The following is a 14,976-nucleotide window of genomic DNA, read 5'->3' as shown; positions in this document are numbered from 1 at the left end:
GTTCCGACAAGGGACATTCATGTCAGCGGGAGCGCGACACGCCCGACCGCGTGGGTCGGAGGGAAGGCATAGGGAAACCACCGGGTTCCAGAGCGTTGAGAGACAGGACTACTGAGTAGCCATGGCGGGACAGAAGATCCGCATCCGGCTCAAGGCCTACGACCACGAGGTCATCGACTCCTCGGCGAAGAAGATCGTCGAGACGGTGACCCGCACTGGTGCGTCGGTCGCGGGCCCGGTGCCGCTGCCCACTGAGAAGAACGTGTACTGCGTCATCAAGTCGCCGCACAAGTACAAGGACTCGCGCGAGCACTTCGAGATGCGCACGCACAAGCGCCTGATCGACATCCTCGACCCGACGCCCAAGACCGTTGACTCTCTGATGCGACTCGACCTCCCGGCCGGTGTCGACATCGAGATCAAGCTCTAAGGGTCGGTGATCTGAGAATGGCTAAGCAGATCAAGGGCATCCTGGGCGAGAAGCTCGGCATGACGCAGGTGTGGGACGAGAACAACCGTGTTGTTCCGGTCACCGTCGTCAAGGCCGGTCCGAATGTCGTGACCCAGGTTCGCACGAACGACGTCGACGGCTACGAGTCCGTCCAGATCGCGTTCGGCGAGATCGACCCGCGCAAGGTGAACAAGCCCCTCAAGGGCCACTTCGCGAAGGCCGACGTCACCCCCCGTCGCCACCTCGTCGAGATCCGTACCGCTGACGCCAGCGAGTACACCCTCGGCCAGGAGATCACCGCTGAGGTGTTCGAGGCCGGCATCAAGGTCGACGTGACCGGCAAGAGCAAGGGCAAGGGCTTCGCCGGTGTCATGAAGCGCCACAACTTCCGTGGCCTCGGCGCCGGACACGGCACCCAGCGCAAGCACCGCTCCCCCGGTTCCATCGGTGGCTGCGCCACCCCGGGCCGTGTGTTCAAGGGCCTCCGCATGGCGGGTCGCATGGGCAACGAGCGGGTCACCACCCAGAACCTGACCGTCCACGCCGTTGACGCGGAGAAGGGTCTGCTGCTCATCAAGGGCGCGGTTCCTGGTCCGAACGGCGGCCTCGTCCTGGTCCGCACCGCGGCCAAGGGGGCCTGAGGTAACCGATGAGCACTGTTGACATCCTTTCGCCGGTGGGCGACAAGGCCGGTACCGTCGAGCTCCCCGCGGAGATCTTCGACGCCAAGGTCAGCGTTCCGCTGATCCACCAGGTCGTCGTCGCGCAGCTGGCCGCTGCCCGCCAGGGCACCCACAAGACGAAGACGCGTGGCGAGGTCCGTGGTGGCGGCAAGAAGCCGTACCGCCAGAAGGGCACCGGTCGCGCCCGCCAGGGTTCGACCCGCGCGCCGCAGTTCGCCGGTGGTGGCGTCGTGCACGGTCCCGTGCCGCGTGACTACTCGCAGCGGACCCCGAAGAAGATGAAGGCCGCCGCCCTCCGCGGAGCCCTCACCGACCGGGCGCGTCACAACCGCATCCACGTCGTCTCCGGCGTGGTCGAGGGTGCGAACCCGTCCACCAAGGCCGCCAAGACGCTGTTCGGCAAGATCTCGGAGCGCAAGAACCTGCTCCTGGTCGTCGACCGCGCCGACGAGGCCGCGTGGCTGTCCGCCCGCAACCTGCCCCAGGTCCACATCCTGGAGCCGGGCCAGCTGAACACGTACGACGTTCTCGTCTCGGACGACGTGGTCTTCACCCAGGCCGCGTTCGAGTCCTTCGTGTCTGGCCCCAAGGCCGCTGACACCGAAGGGAGCGAGGCCTGATGGCTACGCGTCACCCGAGCATTGCCTCGAAGGCTGCCAAGGCCGCCAAGGCCGCGCGCGTCGCCAAGGCGCGTCGCCACGCCACCGAGGGCAAGAACACCGTCGAGACCCCGCTGAGCAAGTCGTACACGGACCCCCGTGACGTCCTGCTGAAGCCGGTCGTCTCGGAGAAGAGCTACGCGCTCATCGACGACAACAAGTACACGTTCATCGTCGACCCGAACGCCAACAAGACCCAGATCAAGCAGGCCGTCCAGGCGGTCTTCTCGGTCAAGGTCACCGGGGTCAACACGATCAACCGCCAGGGCAAGCGCAAGCGCACGAAGACCGGCTTCGGTCAGCGTGCCGCCACCAAGCGCGCGATCGTGACCCTCGCTGAGGGCGACCGTATCGACATCTTCGGCGGTCCGACCGCCTAAGGGCGGTCCGGATCGTCCGATATCGGACGAGGACTGAGAAATGGGAATCCGCAAGTACAAGCCGACTACGCCGGGCCGTCGTGGTGCCAGCGTCGCCGACTTCGTCGAGGTCACGCGGTCCACGCCGGAGAAGTCGCTGGTCCGCCCCCTGCACAGCAAGGGCGGCCGTAACAACGCCGGTCGTGTGACCGTTCGCCACCAGGGTGGCGGACACAAGCGCGCCTACCGAGTGATCGACTTCCGTCGTCACGACAAGGACGGCGTGCCGGCGAAGGTCGCGCACATCGAGTACGACCCCAACCGCACCGCGCGCATCGCGCTGCTGCACTACGCCGACGGCGAGAAGCGCTACATCCTCGCCCCGCGCAACCTGCAGCAGGGTGACCGCGTCGAGAACGGTCCCGGGGCCGACATCAAGCCGGGCAACAACCTGGCCCTCCGCAACATCCCGGTCGGTACCACGATCCACGCGATCGAGCTCCGTCCCGGTGGCGGTGCCAAGTTCGCCCGCTCCGCCGGTGCCTCCGTGCAGCTGCTCGCGAAGGAGGGCGCCTACGCCCACCTGCGCATGCCGTCCGGTGAGATCCGCCTGGTCGACGTCCGCTGCCGCGCCACCATCGGCGAGGTCGGCAACGCCGAGCAGAGCAACATCAACTGGGGTAAGGCCGGCCGTAAGCGGTGGCTGGGCGTTCGCCCGACCGTCCGTGGTGTCGTCATGAACCCGGTTGACCACCCGCACGGTGGTGGTGAGGGCCGGACCTCCGGTGGTCGCCACCCTGTGTCCCCGTGGGGCAAGAAGGAAGGCCGTACTCGTTCGCCCAAGAAGGCGTCGAACAAGTACATCGTCCGCCGCCGCAAGACGAACAAGAAGCGCTAAGGACGGGTTGAGATGCCTCGTAGCCTGAAGAAGGGGCCCTTCGTCGACGACCACCTGATCAAGAAGGTGGACGTCCAGAACGAAGCCGGCTCCAAGAACGTCATCAAGACCTGGTCCCGTCGCTCGATGATCGTCCCGGCCATGCTCGGCCACACGATCGCGGTGCACAACGGCAAGACCCACATCCCGGTGTTCGTCACCGAGTCGATGGTCGGCCACAAGCTCGGCGAGTTCTCGCCGACCCGCACCTTCCGGGGCCACGTCAAGGACGACCGGAAGTCGAAGCGCCGCTAGTAGCGGATCGCATTCAGACACGTAAGAAACTGAAGGGACAACCATGGAAGCCAGGGCCCAGGCGCGGTACATCCGCGTCACGCCCATGAAGGCCCGCCGCGTGGTGGACCTCATCCGTGGCATGGACGCCACGGAGGCCCAGGCCGTCCTGCGATTCGCTCCGCAGGCAGCCTCCGTGCCGGTCGGCAAGGTGCTCGACAGCGCCATCGCCAACGCCGCGCACAACTACGACCACACCGACGCCGACAGCCTCGTCATCTCTGAGGCGTACGTCGACGAGGGCCCGACCCTGAAGCGGTTCCGTCCGCGTGCCCAGGGCCGTGCCTACCGGATCCGCAAGCGGACCAGCCACATCACTGTGGTCGTCAGCAGCAAGGAAGGAACCCGGTAATGGGCCAGAAGGTAAACCCGCACGGGTTCCGGCTCGGTGTCACGACCGACTTCAAGTCGCGTTGGTACGCCGACAAGCTGTACAAGGACTACGTCAAGGAAGACGTCGCCATCCGTCGGATGATGACGTCCGGCATGGAGCGCGCCGGCATCTCGAAGGTTGAGATCGAGCGCACCCGTGACCGCGTGCGGGTGGACATCCACACCGCGCGTCCCGGCATCGTCATCGGCCGCCGTGGCGCCGAGGCCGACCGCATCCGCGGCGACCTCGAGAAGCTCACGGGCAAGCAGGTCCAGCTGAACATCCTCGAGGTCAAGAACCCCGAGACCGACGCTCAGCTGGTTGCCCAGGCCGTTGCCGAGCAGCTGTCCTCCCGCGTCTCCTTCCGCCGCGCCATGCGCAAGAGCATGCAGTCGGCCATGAAGGCGGGCGCCAAGGGCATCAAGATCCAGTGTGGTGGCCGTCTCGGCGGCGCCGAGATGTCCCGCTCGGAGTTCTACCGCGAGGGCCGTGTGCCCCTGCACACGCTCCGCGCGAACGTCGACTACGGCTTCTTCGAGGCCAAGACGACCTTCGGCCGCATCGGTGTGAAGGTCTGGATCTACAAGGGCGACGTCAAGAACATCGCCGAGGTCCGCGCCGAGAACGCTGCTGCCCGCGCCGGCAACCGCCCGGCCCGTGGCGGCGCTGACCGCCCGGCCCGTGGTGGCCGCGGTGGCGAGCGTGGCGGTCGCGGTCGTAAGCCGCAGCAGGCGCAGGCTGCCGAGGCCCCCAAGGCCGAGGCCGCTGCCGCCGCTCCGGCTGAGAGCACCGGAACGGAGGCCTGACCGAAATGCTGATCCCCCGTAGGGTCAAGCACCGCAAGCAGCACCACCCGAAGCGCAGTGGTATGTCCAAGGGTGGAACGCAGGTTGCGTTCGGCGAGTACGGCATCCAGGCGATGACCCCGGCCTACGTCACGAACCGCCAGATCGAGGCGGCTCGTATCGCGATGACTCGCCACATCAAGCGTGGCGGCAAGGTCTGGATCAACATCTACCCGGACCGCCCGCTGACGAAGAAGCCGGCCGAGACCCGCATGGGTTCCGGTAAGGGTTCTCCGGAGTGGTGGATCGCCAACGTCAAGCCCGGACGCGTCATGTTCGAGCTGTCGTACCCCAACGAGAAGATTGCGCGTGAGGCCCTCACTCGTGCGGCTCACAAGCTGCCGATGAAGTGCCGGATCGTCAAGCGCGAGGCAGGTGAAGCGTGATGTCGGCCGGTACCAAGGCGTCCGAGCTGCGCGAGCTGGGCAACGAGGAGCTTCTTGCGAAGCTCCGCGAGGCCAAGGAAGAGCTGTTCAACCTCCGTTTCCAGGCGGCGACGGGACAGCTCGAGAACCACGGCCGTCTGAAGGCGGTCCGCAAGGACATCGCGCGGATCTACACCCTGATGCGCGAGCGTGAGCTGGGCATCGAAACGGTGGAGAACGCCTGATGAGCGAGAAGAACGTGACTGAGCAGACCGAGCGCAACGCGCGGAAGACCCGTGAGGGTCTCGTCGTCAGCGACAAGATGGACAAGACCGTCGTCGTCGCCGTCGAGGACCGCGTGAAGCACGCGCTGTACGGCAAGGTCATCCGCCGTACGAACAAGCTCAAGGCGCACGACGAGCAGAACGCTGCCGGCGTCGGTGACCGCGTCCTCCTCATGGAGACGCGCAAGCTGTCCGCCTCGAAGCACTGGCGCATCGTCGAGATCCTCGAGAAGGCCAAGTAATTCCTGCGGGGCAAACCCCGCAGGTCAGTTCCGCCAGGCTCCAACGGGGCTGAGCAATCAGCCCCGTTGGGGAACCGGCAGACGATCAGGAGATAGACGTGATCCAGCAGGAGTCGCGACTGCGTGTCGCCGACAACACTGGTGCGAAGGAGATCCTTTGCATCCGTGTGCTCGGTGGCTCCGGTCGCCGCTACGCGGGCATCGGTGACGTCATCGTCGCCACCGTCAAGGACGCGATCCCCGGCGGCAACGTGAAGAAGGGTGACGTCATCAAGGCGGTCATCGTTCGCACCGTCAAGGAGCGCCGTCGTCCGGACGGCTCGTACATCCGCTTCGACGAGAACGCCGCCGTCATTCTGAAGAACGACGGCGACCCTCGCGGCACCCGTATCTTCGGCCCCGTCGGCCGTGAGCTGCGCGAGAAGAAGTTCATGAAGATCATCTCGCTCGCGCCGGAGGTGCTGTAAGCATGAAGGTCAAGAAGGGCGACCTGGTCCAGGTCATCACCGGCAAGGACAAGGGCAAGCAGGGCAAGGTCATTGCCGCTTTCCCGCGCGACGAGCGTGTCCTGGTCGAGGGTGTCAACCGGGTCAAGAAGCACACCAAGGCCGGTCCGACCGCCAGCGGTTCGCAGGCGGGCGGCATCGTCACGACCGAGGCGCCGATCCACGTCTCCAACGTCCAGCTGGTCGTTGAGAAGGACGGCAACAAGGTCGTCACGCGTGTCGGCTACCGCTTCGACGACGAAGGCAACAAGATCCGCGTTGCCAAGCGGACGGGTGAGGACATCTGATGGCTACCACCACGACCCCGCGTCTGAAGCAGAAGTACCGCGAGGAGATCGCGGGCAAGCTGCGTGACGAGTTCAAGTACGAGAACGTCATGCAGGTTCCCGGCCTCGTCAAGATCGTGGTCAACATGGGTGTGGGCGACGCCGCCCGCGACTCCAAGCTGATCGAGGGCGCCATCCGCGACCTCACCACGATCACCGGTCAGAAGCCGGCCGTCACCAAGGCCCGCAAGTCCATCGCGCAGTTCAAGCTGCGTGAGGGTCAGCCGATCGGTGCCCACGTCACGCTCCGTGGCGACCGCATGTGGGAGTTCCTGGACCGCACCCTGTCGCTCGCGCTGCCGCGCATCCGCGACTTCCGTGGTCTGTCCCCCAAGCAGTTCGACGGCCGTGGCAACTACACCTTCGGTCTCACGGAGCAGGTCATGTTCCACGAGATCGACCAGGACAAGATCGACCGCGTCCGGGGTATGGACATCACCGTGGTCACCACGGCGACCAACGACGCTGAAGGCCGTGCCCTTCTCCGTCACCTCGGCTTCCCGTTCAAGGAGGCGTGAGCGAGATGGCGAAGAAGGCTCTGATTGCCAAGGCCGCTCGTAAGCCCAAGTTCGGTGTGCGTGGCTACACCCGCTGCCAGCGCTGCGGCCGCCCGCACTCCGTGTACCGCAAGTTCGGCCTGTGCCGCGTGTGCCTTCGTGAGATGGCTCACCGTGGCGAGCTGCCGGGCGTGACCAAGAGCTCCTGGTAATCCCCCTCAACAGGGATTCCTTTAGCTCTCGGTAAGCATCTGGGTCGGCAGGGGCCCTTCACCGCATGCCTTAGGCTTGTGGGGTTGGGCGTCTGTCGCGCCCGTACGACTTACTACGCCGTAGGTCCACCGCGCCGCACCCGCCCCGTCTCGGATCGGGGAGAGGGATGGCGCACCAGGAAACCCCGGCGAGAGAGGCCGAAGGCCAATTCATGACCATGACTGATCCGATCGCAGACATGCTTACGCGTCTGCGTAACGCGAACTCGGCATACCACGACTCCGTGACGATGCCGGCGTCCAAGATCAAGTCGCACATCGCGGAGATCCTCCAGCAGGAGGGCTTCATCACGGGCTGGAAGGTCGAGGACGCCGAGGTCGGCAAGAACCTCGTTCTCGAGCTGAAGTTCGGCCCGAACCGTGAGCGCTCCATCGCGGGCATCAAGCGGATCTCCAAGCCCGGTCTCCGGGTGTACGCGAAGTCCACCAACCTGCCCAAGGTGCTGGGTGGCCTCGGCGTGGCGATCATCTCCACGTCCCACGGGCTCCTCACCGACAAGCAGGCCGGCAAGAAGGGCGTAGGCGGAGAAGTTCTCGCCTACGTCTGGTAACGGAAGGGAACGGAGGAAACAGCTATGTCGCGTATTGGCAAGCTCCCCATCACGGTTCCCGCCGGCGTGGACGTCACCATCGACGGCCGTACGGTCTCGGTCAAGGGTCCCAAGGGCTCGCTGACCCACACCGTCGTCGCGCCGATCGACATCGTCAAGGCTGAGGACGGCACTCTCGCGGTGACCCGTCCCAACGACGAGCGTCAGAACAAGGCCCTCCACGGCCTGTCCCGCACGCTGGTGGCGAACATGATCACCGGCGTGACCCAGGGTTACGTGAAGAAGCTCGAGATCAGCGGTGTCGGTTACCGCGTCGTGGCCAAGGGTTCGAACCTCGAGTTCGCGCTCGGCTACAGCCACCCGATCGTCGTCGAGGCGCCCGAGGGCATCACCTTCAAGGTGGAGACCCCGACCCGCTTCCAGGTCGAGGGCATCGACAAGCAGAAGGTCGGCGAGGTTGCGGCCAACATCCGCAAGCTGCGCAAGCCCGACCCGTACAAGGCCAAGGGCGTCAAGTACGAGGGCGAAGTCATCCGCCGCAAGGTCGGAAAGGCGGGTAAGTAAGCCATGGCATACGGACAGAAGATCCTCAAGGGCGACGCCTACAAGCGCGCCGCGATCAAGCGCCGCCACATCCGGATCCGGAAGAACCTTTCCGGTACGGCGGAGCGTCCCCGTCTGGTCGTTACCCGCTCGAACCGCCACATCGTCGCCCAGGTGATCGACGACATCAAGGGTCACACCCTTGCGTCGGCGTCCACCCTGGACACGTCGATCCGCGGTGGCGAGGGCGACAAGTCCGCGCACGCCAAGCAGGTCGGCGCCCTGGTCGCCGAGCGTGCCAAGGCCGCCGGTGTCGAGGCTGTCGTGTTCGACCGTGGTGGCAACCAGTACGCCGGGCGCATCGCCGCCCTGGCGGACGCCGCCCGCGAAGCCGGACTCAAGTTCTGAGTCGGTTCCGTAGCTAGCGGAAACAGAGAGAGGTAATTCCAATGGCTGGACCCCAGCGCCGCGGTGGCGGTGCCGGTGGCGGCGAGCGGCGGGACCGGAAGGGCCGTGACGGCGGCGCTGCTGCCGCCGAGAAGACCGCGTACGTTGAGCGCGTCGTCGCGATCAACCGCGTCGCCAAGGTTGTGAAGGGTGGTCGTCGCTTCAGCTTCACCGCGCTGGTCGTGGTGGGCGACGGTGACGGCACCGTGGGTGTCGGTTACGGCAAGGCCAAGGAGGTGCCGGCCGCCATCGCCAAGGGTGTTGAGGAGGCCAAGAAGCACTTCTTCAAGGTCCCCCGTATCCAGGGCACCATCCCGCACCCGATCCAGGGTGAGAAGGCTGCCGGCGTCGTGCTGCTCAAGCCCGCGTCCCCCGGTACCGGTGTTATCGCCGGTGGCCCGGTGCGTGCCGTGCTCGAGTGCGCCGGTATCCACGACGTGCTGTCGAAGTCGCTCGGCTCCGACAACGCGATCAACATCGTGCACGCGACCGTGGCGGCCCTCAAGGGCCTGCAGCGTCCCGAGGAGATCGCGGCACGCCGTGGTCTGCCGCTCGAGGACGTCGCCCCCGCGGCTCTGCTTCGTGCGCGTGCCGGGGCTGGTGCGTAATGGCGCAGCTCAAGATCACGCAGACGAAGTCGTACATCGGCAGCAAGCAGAACCACCGTGACACCCTGCGGTCGCTTGGTCTCAAGGGGATCAACACCGTGGTCGTCAAGGAGGACCGCCCCGAGTTCCGCGGCATGGTGCACACCGTCCGCCACCTCGTGACGGTCGAGGAGGTCGACTGATCATGGCGGAGCAGAACCCGCTCAAGATCCACAACCTCCGTCCCGCCCCGGGCGCCAAGACCGCCAAGACCCGTGTCGGTCGTGGTGAGGCGTCGAAGGGTAAGACGGCCGGTCGTGGTACCAAGGGCACGAAGGCCCGTTACCAGGTTCCGGAGCGCTTCGAGGGTGGCCAGATGCCCCTTCACATGCGTCTTCCGAAGCTGAAGGGCTTCAAGAACCCGTTCAAGACCGAGTACCAGGTCGTGAACCTGGACAAGCTGGCCGCGCTCTACCCGCAGGGTGGAGAGGTCACCGTCCAGGACCTCGTGGACAAGGGTGCCGTTCGCAAGAACAGCCTCGTCAAGGTCCTGGGCCAGGGCGAGATCTCCGTGGCGCTGCAGGTGACGGTCGACGCCGTCTCCGACTCCGCCAAGGAGAAGATCACCGCCGCGGGCGGTACGGTCACCGAGCTCGTCTGATTCCCTCAGGCGTCTTGATGACATGAGCGAACCCGACCGGGGATACTCCACAAAAGGGGTATCCCCGGTTGGTCGTTCCAAGGGGGGCGGTCTCGCCGGTAAGGTGGCCTGCACTGCCCACTTTCATTGGGTGCTTCCCATGGGGCACTCTTGGCGGCAGTTGACCGTTACGTATTTGTCGAATCCTCAGACCGTCACCCTTGACGCACTTGCGCGGGGGTCGCAGGAGGCACCGTGCTCACCGCGTTCGCCCGGGCGTTCAGGACGCCCGACCTGCGCAAGAAGCTGCTCTTCACGCTGGGCATCATCGTGGTCTACCGGGTCGGTACCCACATTCCGATCCCCGGCGTCAATTACAAAGCCGTGCAGACGTGCGTGCACGAGGCCTCGGGCAACCAAGGCCTCTTCGGTCTCGTCAACATGTTCAGCGGCGGCGCACTGCTGCAGATCACGGTCTTCGCGCTCGGCATCATGCCGTACATCACGGCCAGCATCATCCTTCAGCTGCTGACCGTGGTCATCCCGCGCCTGGAAGCCCTCAAGAAGGAGGGCCAGTCCGGCACGGCGAAGATCACGCAGTACACCCGCTACCTGACCGTGGCGCTCGCCATCCTGCAGGGCACCGGCCTCGTCGCCACCGCCCGCAGCGGCGCCCTGTTCTCCGGCTGCACGGTCGCCTCGAGCATCGTTCCCGACCAGGCGATCTTCACGACCATCACGATGGTCATCTGCATGACCGCCGGTACGTGTGTCGTCATGTGGCTCGGTGAGCTCATCACCGACCGCGGCATCGGCAACGGCATGTCGATCCTGATGTTCATCTCGATCGCCGCGACCTTCCCGTCCGCGCTGTGGGCCATCAAGAAGCAGGGCACCCTGGCCGGCGGCTGGATCGAGTTCGGCACCGTCATCCTGGTCGGCCTGGTCATGGTCGCCCTCGTCGTCTTCGTCGAGCAGGCCCAGCGCCGCATCCCGGTGCAGTACGCGAAGCGCATGATCGGCCGCCGGTCCTACGGCGGTACGTCCACGTACATCCCGCTGAAGGTCAACCAGGCGGGTGTCATCCCCGTGATCTTCGCCTCGTCGCTGCTGTACATTCCGGCACTCGTCGCGCAGTTCGCCGGCGGCAACTCGGGCTGGAAGCAGTGGGTCACGCAGAACCTGACCAAGGGTGACCACCCGATCTACATCACCCTGTACTTCTTGCTCATCGTTTTCTTCGCGTTCTTCTACGTGGCGATCTCCTTCAACCCCGAGGAAGTCGCCGACAACATGAAGAAGTATGGTGGCTTCATCCCGGGAATCCGGGCTGGCCGACCGACCGCTGAGTACCTGAGCTACGTGCTCAACCGGATCACCTGGCCGGGTTCGCTGTATCTGGGTCTGATCGCTCTCGTCCCGACAATGGCGTTGGTGGGCTTCGGAGCAAGCCAGAACTTCCCGTTCGGTGGGACCAGCATCCTGATCATCGTGGGTGTCGGCCTCGAGACGGTGAAGCAGATCGAGAGCCAGCTCCAGCAGCGCAATTACGAAGGGTTCCTCCGCTGATGCGAATCGTCCTCGTCGGGCCGCCCGGTGCCGGTAAGGGAACGCAGGCCGTGCGCCTCGCCGAGAAGCTGCGCATTCCGCACATCTCCACGGGTGATCTGTTCCGCGCCAACATCAGCCAGCAGACGGAGCTCGGGAAGCTCGCGAAGTCCTACATGGACGCCGGCAACCTCGTCCCGGACGAGGTCACCATCGCGATGGCGAAGGACCGCATGGAGCAGCCGGACGCCGAGGGCGGCTTCCTGCTCGACGGCTTCCCGCGCAACGTCAAGCAGGCCGAGGCGCTCGACGAGCTGCTCACGACCGAGGGCATGACGCTCGACGCCGTGCTGGACCTCGAGGTCCCCGAGGACGAGGTCGTCAAGCGCATCGCGGGCCGCCGCGTCTGCCGCAAGGACTCCAGCCACGTCTTCCACGTGACGTACAGCCCGGCGAAGCAGGAGGGCGTCTGCGACGTCTGCGGCGGCGAGCTGTACCAGCGCGACGACGACTCCGAGGAGACGGTCCGCAAGCGGCTCGAGGTCTACCACACGCAGACCGAGCCGATCATCGACTACTACAAGGCGCAGGGCCTGGTCGTCACGATCTCGGCCATGGGCCCCGTGGACGAGATCACGCAGCGGGCGCTCGAGGCGCTCAAGCGTGACGAGGACGACAAGAAGTAGTCCTCGGGCCGTACTGGCCGCGGCGCCCTGGTGGGTGTCGCGGCCGTACTGTTGTGTGTACGTAACCGGTTGTCGTGAGTGATGGAGAGCGCAGGCCCCCATGGTGCAGATCAAGAGCCCCGAGCAGATCGCCAAGATGCGTGAGGCGGGGCTGGTCGTCGCCGCGATCCACGCGGCCACCCGGGAGGCGGCGGTCCCCGGCGCCAGCACCAAGGATCTGGACGAGGTCGCCCGCAAGGTGCTCGCCGAGCACGGCGCGAAGTCGAACTTCCTCGGTTACGGCGGCTTCCCCGCGACGATCTGCACCTCCGTCAACGAGGTGGTCGTCCACGGCATCCCCTCGGAGGACGTCGTCCTCAAGAACGGGGACGTCATCTCCATCGACTGCGGCGCCATCGTCGACGGCTGGCACGGCGACGCCGCCTTCACCGCCTTCGTCGGCTCCGGGCACGCTCCCGAACTGGTCGAGCTGTCCCGGGTGACCGAAGAGTCCATGTGGGCCGGCATCGCCGCCATGAAGCTGGGCAACCGGCTGGTCGACGTCTCCCGCGCCATCGAGACGTACATCCGCCGTCAGCCGAGGCCCGGCGGCGGCCGCTACGGCATCATCGAGGACTACGGCGGCCACGGCATCGGCACCGAGATGCACATGGACCCGCACCTGCTGAACTACGTCGAGCGTCGCCGCGGCAAGGGGCCCAAGCTGGTGCCGGGCTTCTGCCTGGCCATCGAGCCGATGGTCTCCCTCGGCACCCCGAAGACCGAGGTCCTGGAGGACGACTGGACGGTCGTCACCACCGACGGCACCTGGTCCTCCCACTGGGAGCACTCCGTCGCCCTGACCGATCAGGGCCCGCTGGTCCTCACCGCCGTCGACGGCGGCAAGGCCAAGCTGGCGGAGTACGGCATCACGGCCGCCCCCGACCCGCTGGTCTGAGAACTCGCCCGCCGGCCACCGCGTAACGATCGCGCTATTGGGGCAGACTTCCCCGATTCGTCTTTCCGGGTGCGCTGACGTAGACTGACTCGTCGGCTCTCGTGCACCCGCATGTCCGCATGCGCCCGCAAGGGAAAAGTGCGGGAGTCGATCAAGGTAGTCGATTCGAAGGGCGAAGCGTGGCCAAGAAGCAAGGTGCCATCGAGATCGAGGGCACTGTCGTCGAGTCTCTTCCGAACGCCATGTTCAGGGTCGAGCTCCAGAACGGCCACCAGGTTCTGGCACACATCAGCGGCAAGATGCGCATGCACTACATCCGCATCCTCCCTGACGACCGGGTCGTGGTGGAGCTGTCTCCGTACGACCTGACGCGTGGCCGGATCGTCTACCGCTACAAGTAGATCTTGTCTTCGCCTCGCTCTTTTGCGGGGTGGTGGCACTGACCCGGAGAACCTCACCTAATGAAGGTCAAGCCGAGCGTCAAGAAGATCTGCGACAAGTGCAGGGTGATCCGCCGTCACGGTCGGGTCATGGTCATCTGCGAGAACCCGCGCCACAAGCAGCGCCAGGGCTGACGCACGACCGAACCTTCTGCACCCGCAGAAATTCGCGCGACGCAAGCTGAATATGTTCATACGCAGAACCCAGGCGGCGAGCGTCGCCTGACACCCCCGGCTCGGAGGCCGGGGACCCAGTTCGTACCTCGTACGGCGGCTGGGGTCCGGTTCTGCAGAAGACCTCCGAATATCACCAGGAGCCATTGAATGGCACGCGTTTCCGGTGTTGACATCCCGCGCGAAAAGCGCGTGGAGGTCGCCCTCACCTATGTGTTCGGCATCGGCCGGACCCTCTCGCAGGAGACGCTGGCTGCGACCGGCGTCGACCCGAACACCCGCGTTCGCGACCTCTCCGAGGAGCAGCTCGTCGCGATCCGCGAGTACGTCGACAACAACATCAAGACCGAGGGTGACCTCCGTCGCGAGATCCAGGCCGACATCCGCCGCAAGGTCGAGATCGGTTGCTACCAGGGTCTCCGTCACCGTCGCGGTCTGCCCGTCCGCGGTCAGCGCACCAGCACCAACGCTCGTACCCGCAAGGGCCCGCGTCGCGCCATCGCCGGCAAGAAGAAGCCGGGCAAGAAGTAGTCCGCAGCGGACACCTGTCCACGGTCTTCGCTGTAGGACCGACCACCTCCCGTAGGAGTTAGTAGATGCCCCCCAAGGGTCGTCAGGGCGCTGCCAAGAAGGTGCGCCGCAAGGAAAAGAAGAACGTCGCTCACGGCCACGCGCACATCAAGAGCACGTTCAACAACACGATCGTCTCGATCACGGACCCGTCCGGCAACGTGATCTCCTGGGCCTCCGCCGGCCACGTCGGCTTCAAGGGCTCCCGGAAGTCCACGCCGTTCGCCGCGCAGATGGCCGCCGAGTCGGCCGCCCGCCGCGCCCAGGAGCACGGCATGCGCAAGGTCGACGTGTTCGTGAAGGGTCCGGGTTCCGGTCGTGAGACCGCGATCCGCTCCCTGCAGGCCACGGGCCTCGAGGTCGGCTCCATTCAGGACGTCACCCCGACCCCGCACAACGGCTGCCGCCCGCCGAAGCGCCGCCGCGTCTGACGCACGGCTGCTACAGCTGGCTGGTTTCGGGCGGTACGGCACCGTAAGGGCCGTACCGCCCGTACCCTTGCAGTACATGGTCGGGCGTCAAATAGCGGGCGCCCCTGACTGAAGGATCTCAATATGCTGATCGCTCAGCGTCCCTCGCTGACCGAAGAGGTCGTCGACGAGTTCCGCTCCCGGTTCGTGATCGAGCCGCTGGAGCCGGGCTTCGGCTACACCCTCGGCAACTCCCTCCGCCGCACCCTCCTGTCGTCGATCCCCGGCGCTGCTGTCACCAGCATCCGCATCGACGGTGTCCTGCACGAGTTCACCACCGTGCCGGGCGT

At 65.8% G+C, this 14,976-nt stretch carries 28 protein-coding genes and 1 pseudogene; all 29 read left to right on the top strand.

Features of this window, described 5'->3' with window-relative positions; all coding sequences use genetic code 11:
* Window positions 1–121 precede the first annotated feature (121 nt).
* On the top strand, window positions 122–430 hold the full coding sequence (gene rpsJ, locus ABZ910_RS19630; protein WP_003948644.1) for a 30S ribosomal protein S10: 309 nt from the start codon (window positions 122–124) through the stop codon (window positions 428–430).
* 17 nt (window positions 431–447) lie between these two features.
* The gene (gene rplC / locus ABZ910_RS19625) at window positions 448–1,092 is read left to right on the top strand and encodes a 50S ribosomal protein L3 (RefSeq protein WP_279548913.1); all 645 of its coding nucleotides are present in this window, start codon (window positions 448–450) and stop codon (window positions 1,090–1,092) included.
* 8 nt (window positions 1,093–1,100) lie between these two features.
* A complete protein-coding gene (rplD, locus tag ABZ910_RS19620) occupies window positions 1,101–1,754 on the top strand; it encodes a 50S ribosomal protein L4 (protein ID WP_361366346.1) in 654 nt (217 codons plus the stop codon).
* Entirely contained in the window at window positions 1,754–2,173 is a 420-nt protein-coding gene (rplW, locus tag ABZ910_RS19615) for a 50S ribosomal protein L23 (protein ID WP_361366343.1), read from the top strand. The genes rplD and rplW overlap by 1 nt, the downstream gene beginning before the upstream one ends.
* A gap of 40 nt (window positions 2,174–2,213) precedes the next feature.
* A complete protein-coding gene (gene rplB / locus ABZ910_RS19610) occupies window positions 2,214–3,050 on the top strand; it encodes a 50S ribosomal protein L2 (protein WP_020941674.1) in 837 nt (278 codons plus the stop codon).
* Between the two features lie 12 nt (window positions 3,051–3,062).
* A complete protein-coding gene (rpsS, locus tag ABZ910_RS19605; protein WP_030619138.1) occupies window positions 3,063–3,344 on the top strand; it encodes a 30S ribosomal protein S19 in 282 nt (93 codons plus the stop codon).
* A 43-nt stretch (window positions 3,345–3,387) separates the two neighbouring features.
* Complete coding sequence (gene rplV, locus ABZ910_RS19600; RefSeq protein WP_030619142.1) at window positions 3,388–3,735, top strand: 50S ribosomal protein L22; 348 nt, start codon at window positions 3,388–3,390, stop codon at window positions 3,733–3,735.
* Window positions 3,735–4,562: a 30S ribosomal protein S3 gene (gene rpsC / locus ABZ910_RS19595; protein WP_361366339.1), complete on the top strand. Its 828-nt coding sequence runs from the start codon at window positions 3,735–3,737 to the stop codon at window positions 4,560–4,562. The genes rplV and rpsC overlap by 1 nt, the downstream gene beginning before the upstream one ends.
* Before the next feature lie 5 nt (window positions 4,563–4,567).
* The gene (gene rplP, locus ABZ910_RS19590) at window positions 4,568–4,987 is read left to right on the top strand and encodes a 50S ribosomal protein L16 (protein ID WP_361366337.1); all 420 of its coding nucleotides are present in this window, start codon (window positions 4,568–4,570) and stop codon (window positions 4,985–4,987) included.
* Window positions 4,987–5,211 (top strand): 50S ribosomal protein L29, encoded by a 225-nt coding sequence (gene rpmC / locus ABZ910_RS19585; RefSeq protein ID WP_007494763.1) that lies wholly within the window; start codon window positions 4,987–4,989, stop codon window positions 5,209–5,211. Before rplP ends, rpmC begins: the two co-directional genes overlap by 1 nt.
* Window positions 5,211–5,492, top strand: coding sequence for a 30S ribosomal protein S17 (gene rpsQ / locus ABZ910_RS19580; RefSeq protein WP_361366334.1), 282 nt, complete (start codon window positions 5,211–5,213; stop codon window positions 5,490–5,492). The genes rpmC and rpsQ overlap by 1 nt, the downstream gene beginning before the upstream one ends.
* Window positions 5,493–5,590: 98 nt before the next feature.
* Window positions 5,591–5,959, top strand: a complete 369-nt coding sequence (gene rplN / locus ABZ910_RS19575; protein WP_003992364.1) for a 50S ribosomal protein L14 — start codon at window positions 5,591–5,593, stop codon at window positions 5,957–5,959.
* Window positions 5,960–5,961: 2 nt separating this feature from the next.
* Complete coding sequence (gene rplX, locus ABZ910_RS19570) at window positions 5,962–6,285, top strand: 50S ribosomal protein L24 (protein ID WP_361366332.1); 324 nt, start codon at window positions 5,962–5,964, stop codon at window positions 6,283–6,285.
* Window positions 6,285–6,842, top strand: a complete 558-nt coding sequence (rplE, locus tag ABZ910_RS19565) for a 50S ribosomal protein L5 (protein ID WP_019753095.1) — start codon at window positions 6,285–6,287, stop codon at window positions 6,840–6,842. The genes rplX and rplE overlap by 1 nt, the downstream gene beginning before the upstream one ends.
* A 5-nt stretch (window positions 6,843–6,847) precedes the next feature.
* Entirely contained in the window at window positions 6,848–7,033 is a 186-nt protein-coding gene (locus tag ABZ910_RS19560) for a type Z 30S ribosomal protein S14 (RefSeq protein ID WP_003948630.1), read from the top strand.
* Window positions 7,034–7,245: 212 nt separating this feature from the next.
* Window positions 7,246–7,644 carry a 30S ribosomal protein S8 gene (rpsH, locus tag ABZ910_RS19555; protein WP_007384075.1) on the top strand — a complete coding sequence of 133 codons (399 nt, stop codon included), beginning with the start codon at window positions 7,246–7,248 and terminating at the stop codon, window positions 7,642–7,644.
* Between the two features lie 24 nt (window positions 7,645–7,668).
* A complete protein-coding gene (gene rplF / locus ABZ910_RS19550) occupies window positions 7,669–8,208 on the top strand; it encodes a 50S ribosomal protein L6 (RefSeq protein WP_361366328.1) in 540 nt (179 codons plus the stop codon).
* Window positions 8,209–8,211: 3 nt separating this feature from the next.
* A complete protein-coding gene (gene rplR, locus ABZ910_RS19545; protein WP_361366326.1) occupies window positions 8,212–8,595 on the top strand; it encodes a 50S ribosomal protein L18 in 384 nt (127 codons plus the stop codon).
* Window positions 8,596–8,636: 41 nt separating this feature from the next.
* Window positions 8,637–9,242 carry a 30S ribosomal protein S5 gene (gene rpsE / locus ABZ910_RS19540; RefSeq protein WP_003992370.1) on the top strand — a complete coding sequence of 202 codons (606 nt, stop codon included), beginning with the start codon at window positions 8,637–8,639 and terminating at the stop codon, window positions 9,240–9,242.
* Complete coding sequence (gene rpmD, locus ABZ910_RS19535) at window positions 9,242–9,424, top strand: 50S ribosomal protein L30 (RefSeq protein ID WP_095748087.1); 183 nt, start codon at window positions 9,242–9,244, stop codon at window positions 9,422–9,424. The genes rpsE and rpmD overlap by 1 nt, the downstream gene beginning before the upstream one ends.
* Window positions 9,425–9,426: 2 nt before the next feature.
* Entirely contained in the window at window positions 9,427–9,882 is a 456-nt protein-coding gene (rplO, locus tag ABZ910_RS19530; protein ID WP_361366322.1) for a 50S ribosomal protein L15, read from the top strand.
* Between the two features lie 234 nt (window positions 9,883–10,116).
* Window positions 10,117–11,430, top strand: a complete 1,314-nt coding sequence (gene secY / locus ABZ910_RS19525) for a preprotein translocase subunit SecY (RefSeq protein WP_361366320.1) — start codon at window positions 10,117–10,119, stop codon at window positions 11,428–11,430.
* A complete protein-coding gene (locus ABZ910_RS19520; RefSeq protein WP_361366317.1) occupies window positions 11,430–12,095 on the top strand; it encodes an adenylate kinase in 666 nt (221 codons plus the stop codon). The genes secY and ABZ910_RS19520 overlap by 1 nt, the downstream gene beginning before the upstream one ends.
* 100 nt (window positions 12,096–12,195) lie before the next feature.
* Window positions 12,196–13,032 carry a type I methionyl aminopeptidase gene (gene map / locus ABZ910_RS19515; protein WP_361366314.1) on the top strand — a complete coding sequence of 279 codons (837 nt, stop codon included), beginning with the start codon at window positions 12,196–12,198 and terminating at the stop codon, window positions 13,030–13,032.
* A gap of 179 nt (window positions 13,033–13,211) precedes the next feature.
* On the top strand, window positions 13,212–13,433 hold the full coding sequence (infA, locus tag ABZ910_RS19510; protein WP_004927214.1) for a translation initiation factor IF-1: 222 nt from the start codon (window positions 13,212–13,214) through the stop codon (window positions 13,431–13,433).
* A gap of 60 nt (window positions 13,434–13,493) precedes the next feature.
* Entirely contained in the window at window positions 13,494–13,607 is a 114-nt protein-coding gene (rpmJ, locus tag ABZ910_RS19505) for a 50S ribosomal protein L36 (RefSeq protein ID WP_003998809.1), read from the top strand.
* A 189-nt stretch (window positions 13,608–13,796) separates the two neighbouring features.
* A complete protein-coding gene (gene rpsM / locus ABZ910_RS19500) occupies window positions 13,797–14,177 on the top strand; it encodes a 30S ribosomal protein S13 (protein ID WP_030811707.1) in 381 nt (126 codons plus the stop codon).
* Window positions 14,178–14,242: 65 nt separating this feature from the next.
* Window positions 14,243–14,647, top strand: coding sequence for a 30S ribosomal protein S11 (rpsK, locus tag ABZ910_RS19495; RefSeq protein WP_003956432.1), 405 nt, complete (start codon window positions 14,243–14,245; stop codon window positions 14,645–14,647).
* Window positions 14,648–14,770: 123 nt separating this feature from the next.
* Window positions 14,771–14,976 (top strand): annotated as a pseudogene (locus tag ABZ910_RS19490) (DNA-directed RNA polymerase subunit alpha); the annotation flags it as partial.

The sequence above is a fragment of the Streptomyces sp. NPDC046805 genome, from assembly GCF_040645355.1.
Classification (GTDB): Bacteria; Actinomycetota; Actinomycetes; order Streptomycetales; family Streptomycetaceae; genus Streptomyces.
The sequence above is the reverse complement of the archived record's forward strand: the minus strand, read 5'-3'. Positions and strand labels throughout refer to the sequence as shown.

Bases quoted from the DNA above. Each gene is read 5' to 3' on its own strand.
- rpsJ (WP_003948644.1), top strand. From the start codon at position 122: ATGGCGGGACAGAAGATCCGCATCCGGCTCAAGGCCTACGACCACGAG.
- rplC (WP_279548913.1), top strand. From the start codon at position 448: ATGGCTAAGCAGATCAAGGGCATCCTGGGCGAGAAGCTCGGCATGACG.
- rplD (WP_361366346.1), top strand. From the start codon at position 1,101: ATGAGCACTGTTGACATCCTTTCGCCGGTGGGCGACAAGGCCGGTACC.
- rplW (WP_361366343.1), top strand. From the start codon at position 1,754: ATGGCTACGCGTCACCCGAGCATTGCCTCGAAGGCTGCCAAGGCCGCC.
- rplB (WP_020941674.1), top strand. From the start codon at position 2,214: ATGGGAATCCGCAAGTACAAGCCGACTACGCCGGGCCGTCGTGGTGCC.
- rpsS (WP_030619138.1), top strand. From the start codon at position 3,063: ATGCCTCGTAGCCTGAAGAAGGGGCCCTTCGTCGACGACCACCTGATC.
- rplV (WP_030619142.1), top strand. From the start codon at position 3,388: ATGGAAGCCAGGGCCCAGGCGCGGTACATCCGCGTCACGCCCATGAAG.
- rpsC (WP_361366339.1), top strand. From the start codon at position 3,735: ATGGGCCAGAAGGTAAACCCGCACGGGTTCCGGCTCGGTGTCACGACC.
- rplP (WP_361366337.1), top strand. From the start codon at position 4,568: ATGCTGATCCCCCGTAGGGTCAAGCACCGCAAGCAGCACCACCCGAAG.
- rpmC (WP_007494763.1), top strand. From the start codon at position 4,987: ATGTCGGCCGGTACCAAGGCGTCCGAGCTGCGCGAGCTGGGCAACGAG.
- rpsQ (WP_361366334.1), top strand. From the start codon at position 5,211: ATGAGCGAGAAGAACGTGACTGAGCAGACCGAGCGCAACGCGCGGAAG.
- rplX (WP_361366332.1), top strand. From the start codon at position 5,962: ATGAAGGTCAAGAAGGGCGACCTGGTCCAGGTCATCACCGGCAAGGAC.
- rplE (WP_019753095.1), top strand. From the start codon at position 6,285: ATGGCTACCACCACGACCCCGCGTCTGAAGCAGAAGTACCGCGAGGAG.
- ABZ910_RS19560 (WP_003948630.1), top strand. From the start codon at position 6,848: ATGGCGAAGAAGGCTCTGATTGCCAAGGCCGCTCGTAAGCCCAAGTTC.
- rpsH (WP_007384075.1), top strand. From the start codon at position 7,246: ATGACCATGACTGATCCGATCGCAGACATGCTTACGCGTCTGCGTAAC.
- rplF (WP_361366328.1), top strand. From the start codon at position 7,669: ATGTCGCGTATTGGCAAGCTCCCCATCACGGTTCCCGCCGGCGTGGAC.
- rplR (WP_361366326.1), top strand. From the start codon at position 8,212: ATGGCATACGGACAGAAGATCCTCAAGGGCGACGCCTACAAGCGCGCC.
- rpsE (WP_003992370.1), top strand. From the start codon at position 8,637: ATGGCTGGACCCCAGCGCCGCGGTGGCGGTGCCGGTGGCGGCGAGCGG.
- rpmD (WP_095748087.1), top strand. From the start codon at position 9,242: ATGGCGCAGCTCAAGATCACGCAGACGAAGTCGTACATCGGCAGCAAG.
- rplO (WP_361366322.1), top strand. From the start codon at position 9,427: ATGGCGGAGCAGAACCCGCTCAAGATCCACAACCTCCGTCCCGCCCCG.
- ABZ910_RS19520 (WP_361366317.1), top strand. From the start codon at position 11,430: ATGCGAATCGTCCTCGTCGGGCCGCCCGGTGCCGGTAAGGGAACGCAG.
- map (WP_361366314.1), top strand. From the start codon at position 12,196: ATGGTGCAGATCAAGAGCCCCGAGCAGATCGCCAAGATGCGTGAGGCG.
- rpmJ (WP_003998809.1), top strand. From the start codon at position 13,494: ATGAAGGTCAAGCCGAGCGTCAAGAAGATCTGCGACAAGTGCAGGGTG.
- rpsM (WP_030811707.1), top strand. From the start codon at position 13,797: ATGGCACGCGTTTCCGGTGTTGACATCCCGCGCGAAAAGCGCGTGGAG.
- rpsK (WP_003956432.1), top strand. From the start codon at position 14,243: ATGCCCCCCAAGGGTCGTCAGGGCGCTGCCAAGAAGGTGCGCCGCAAG.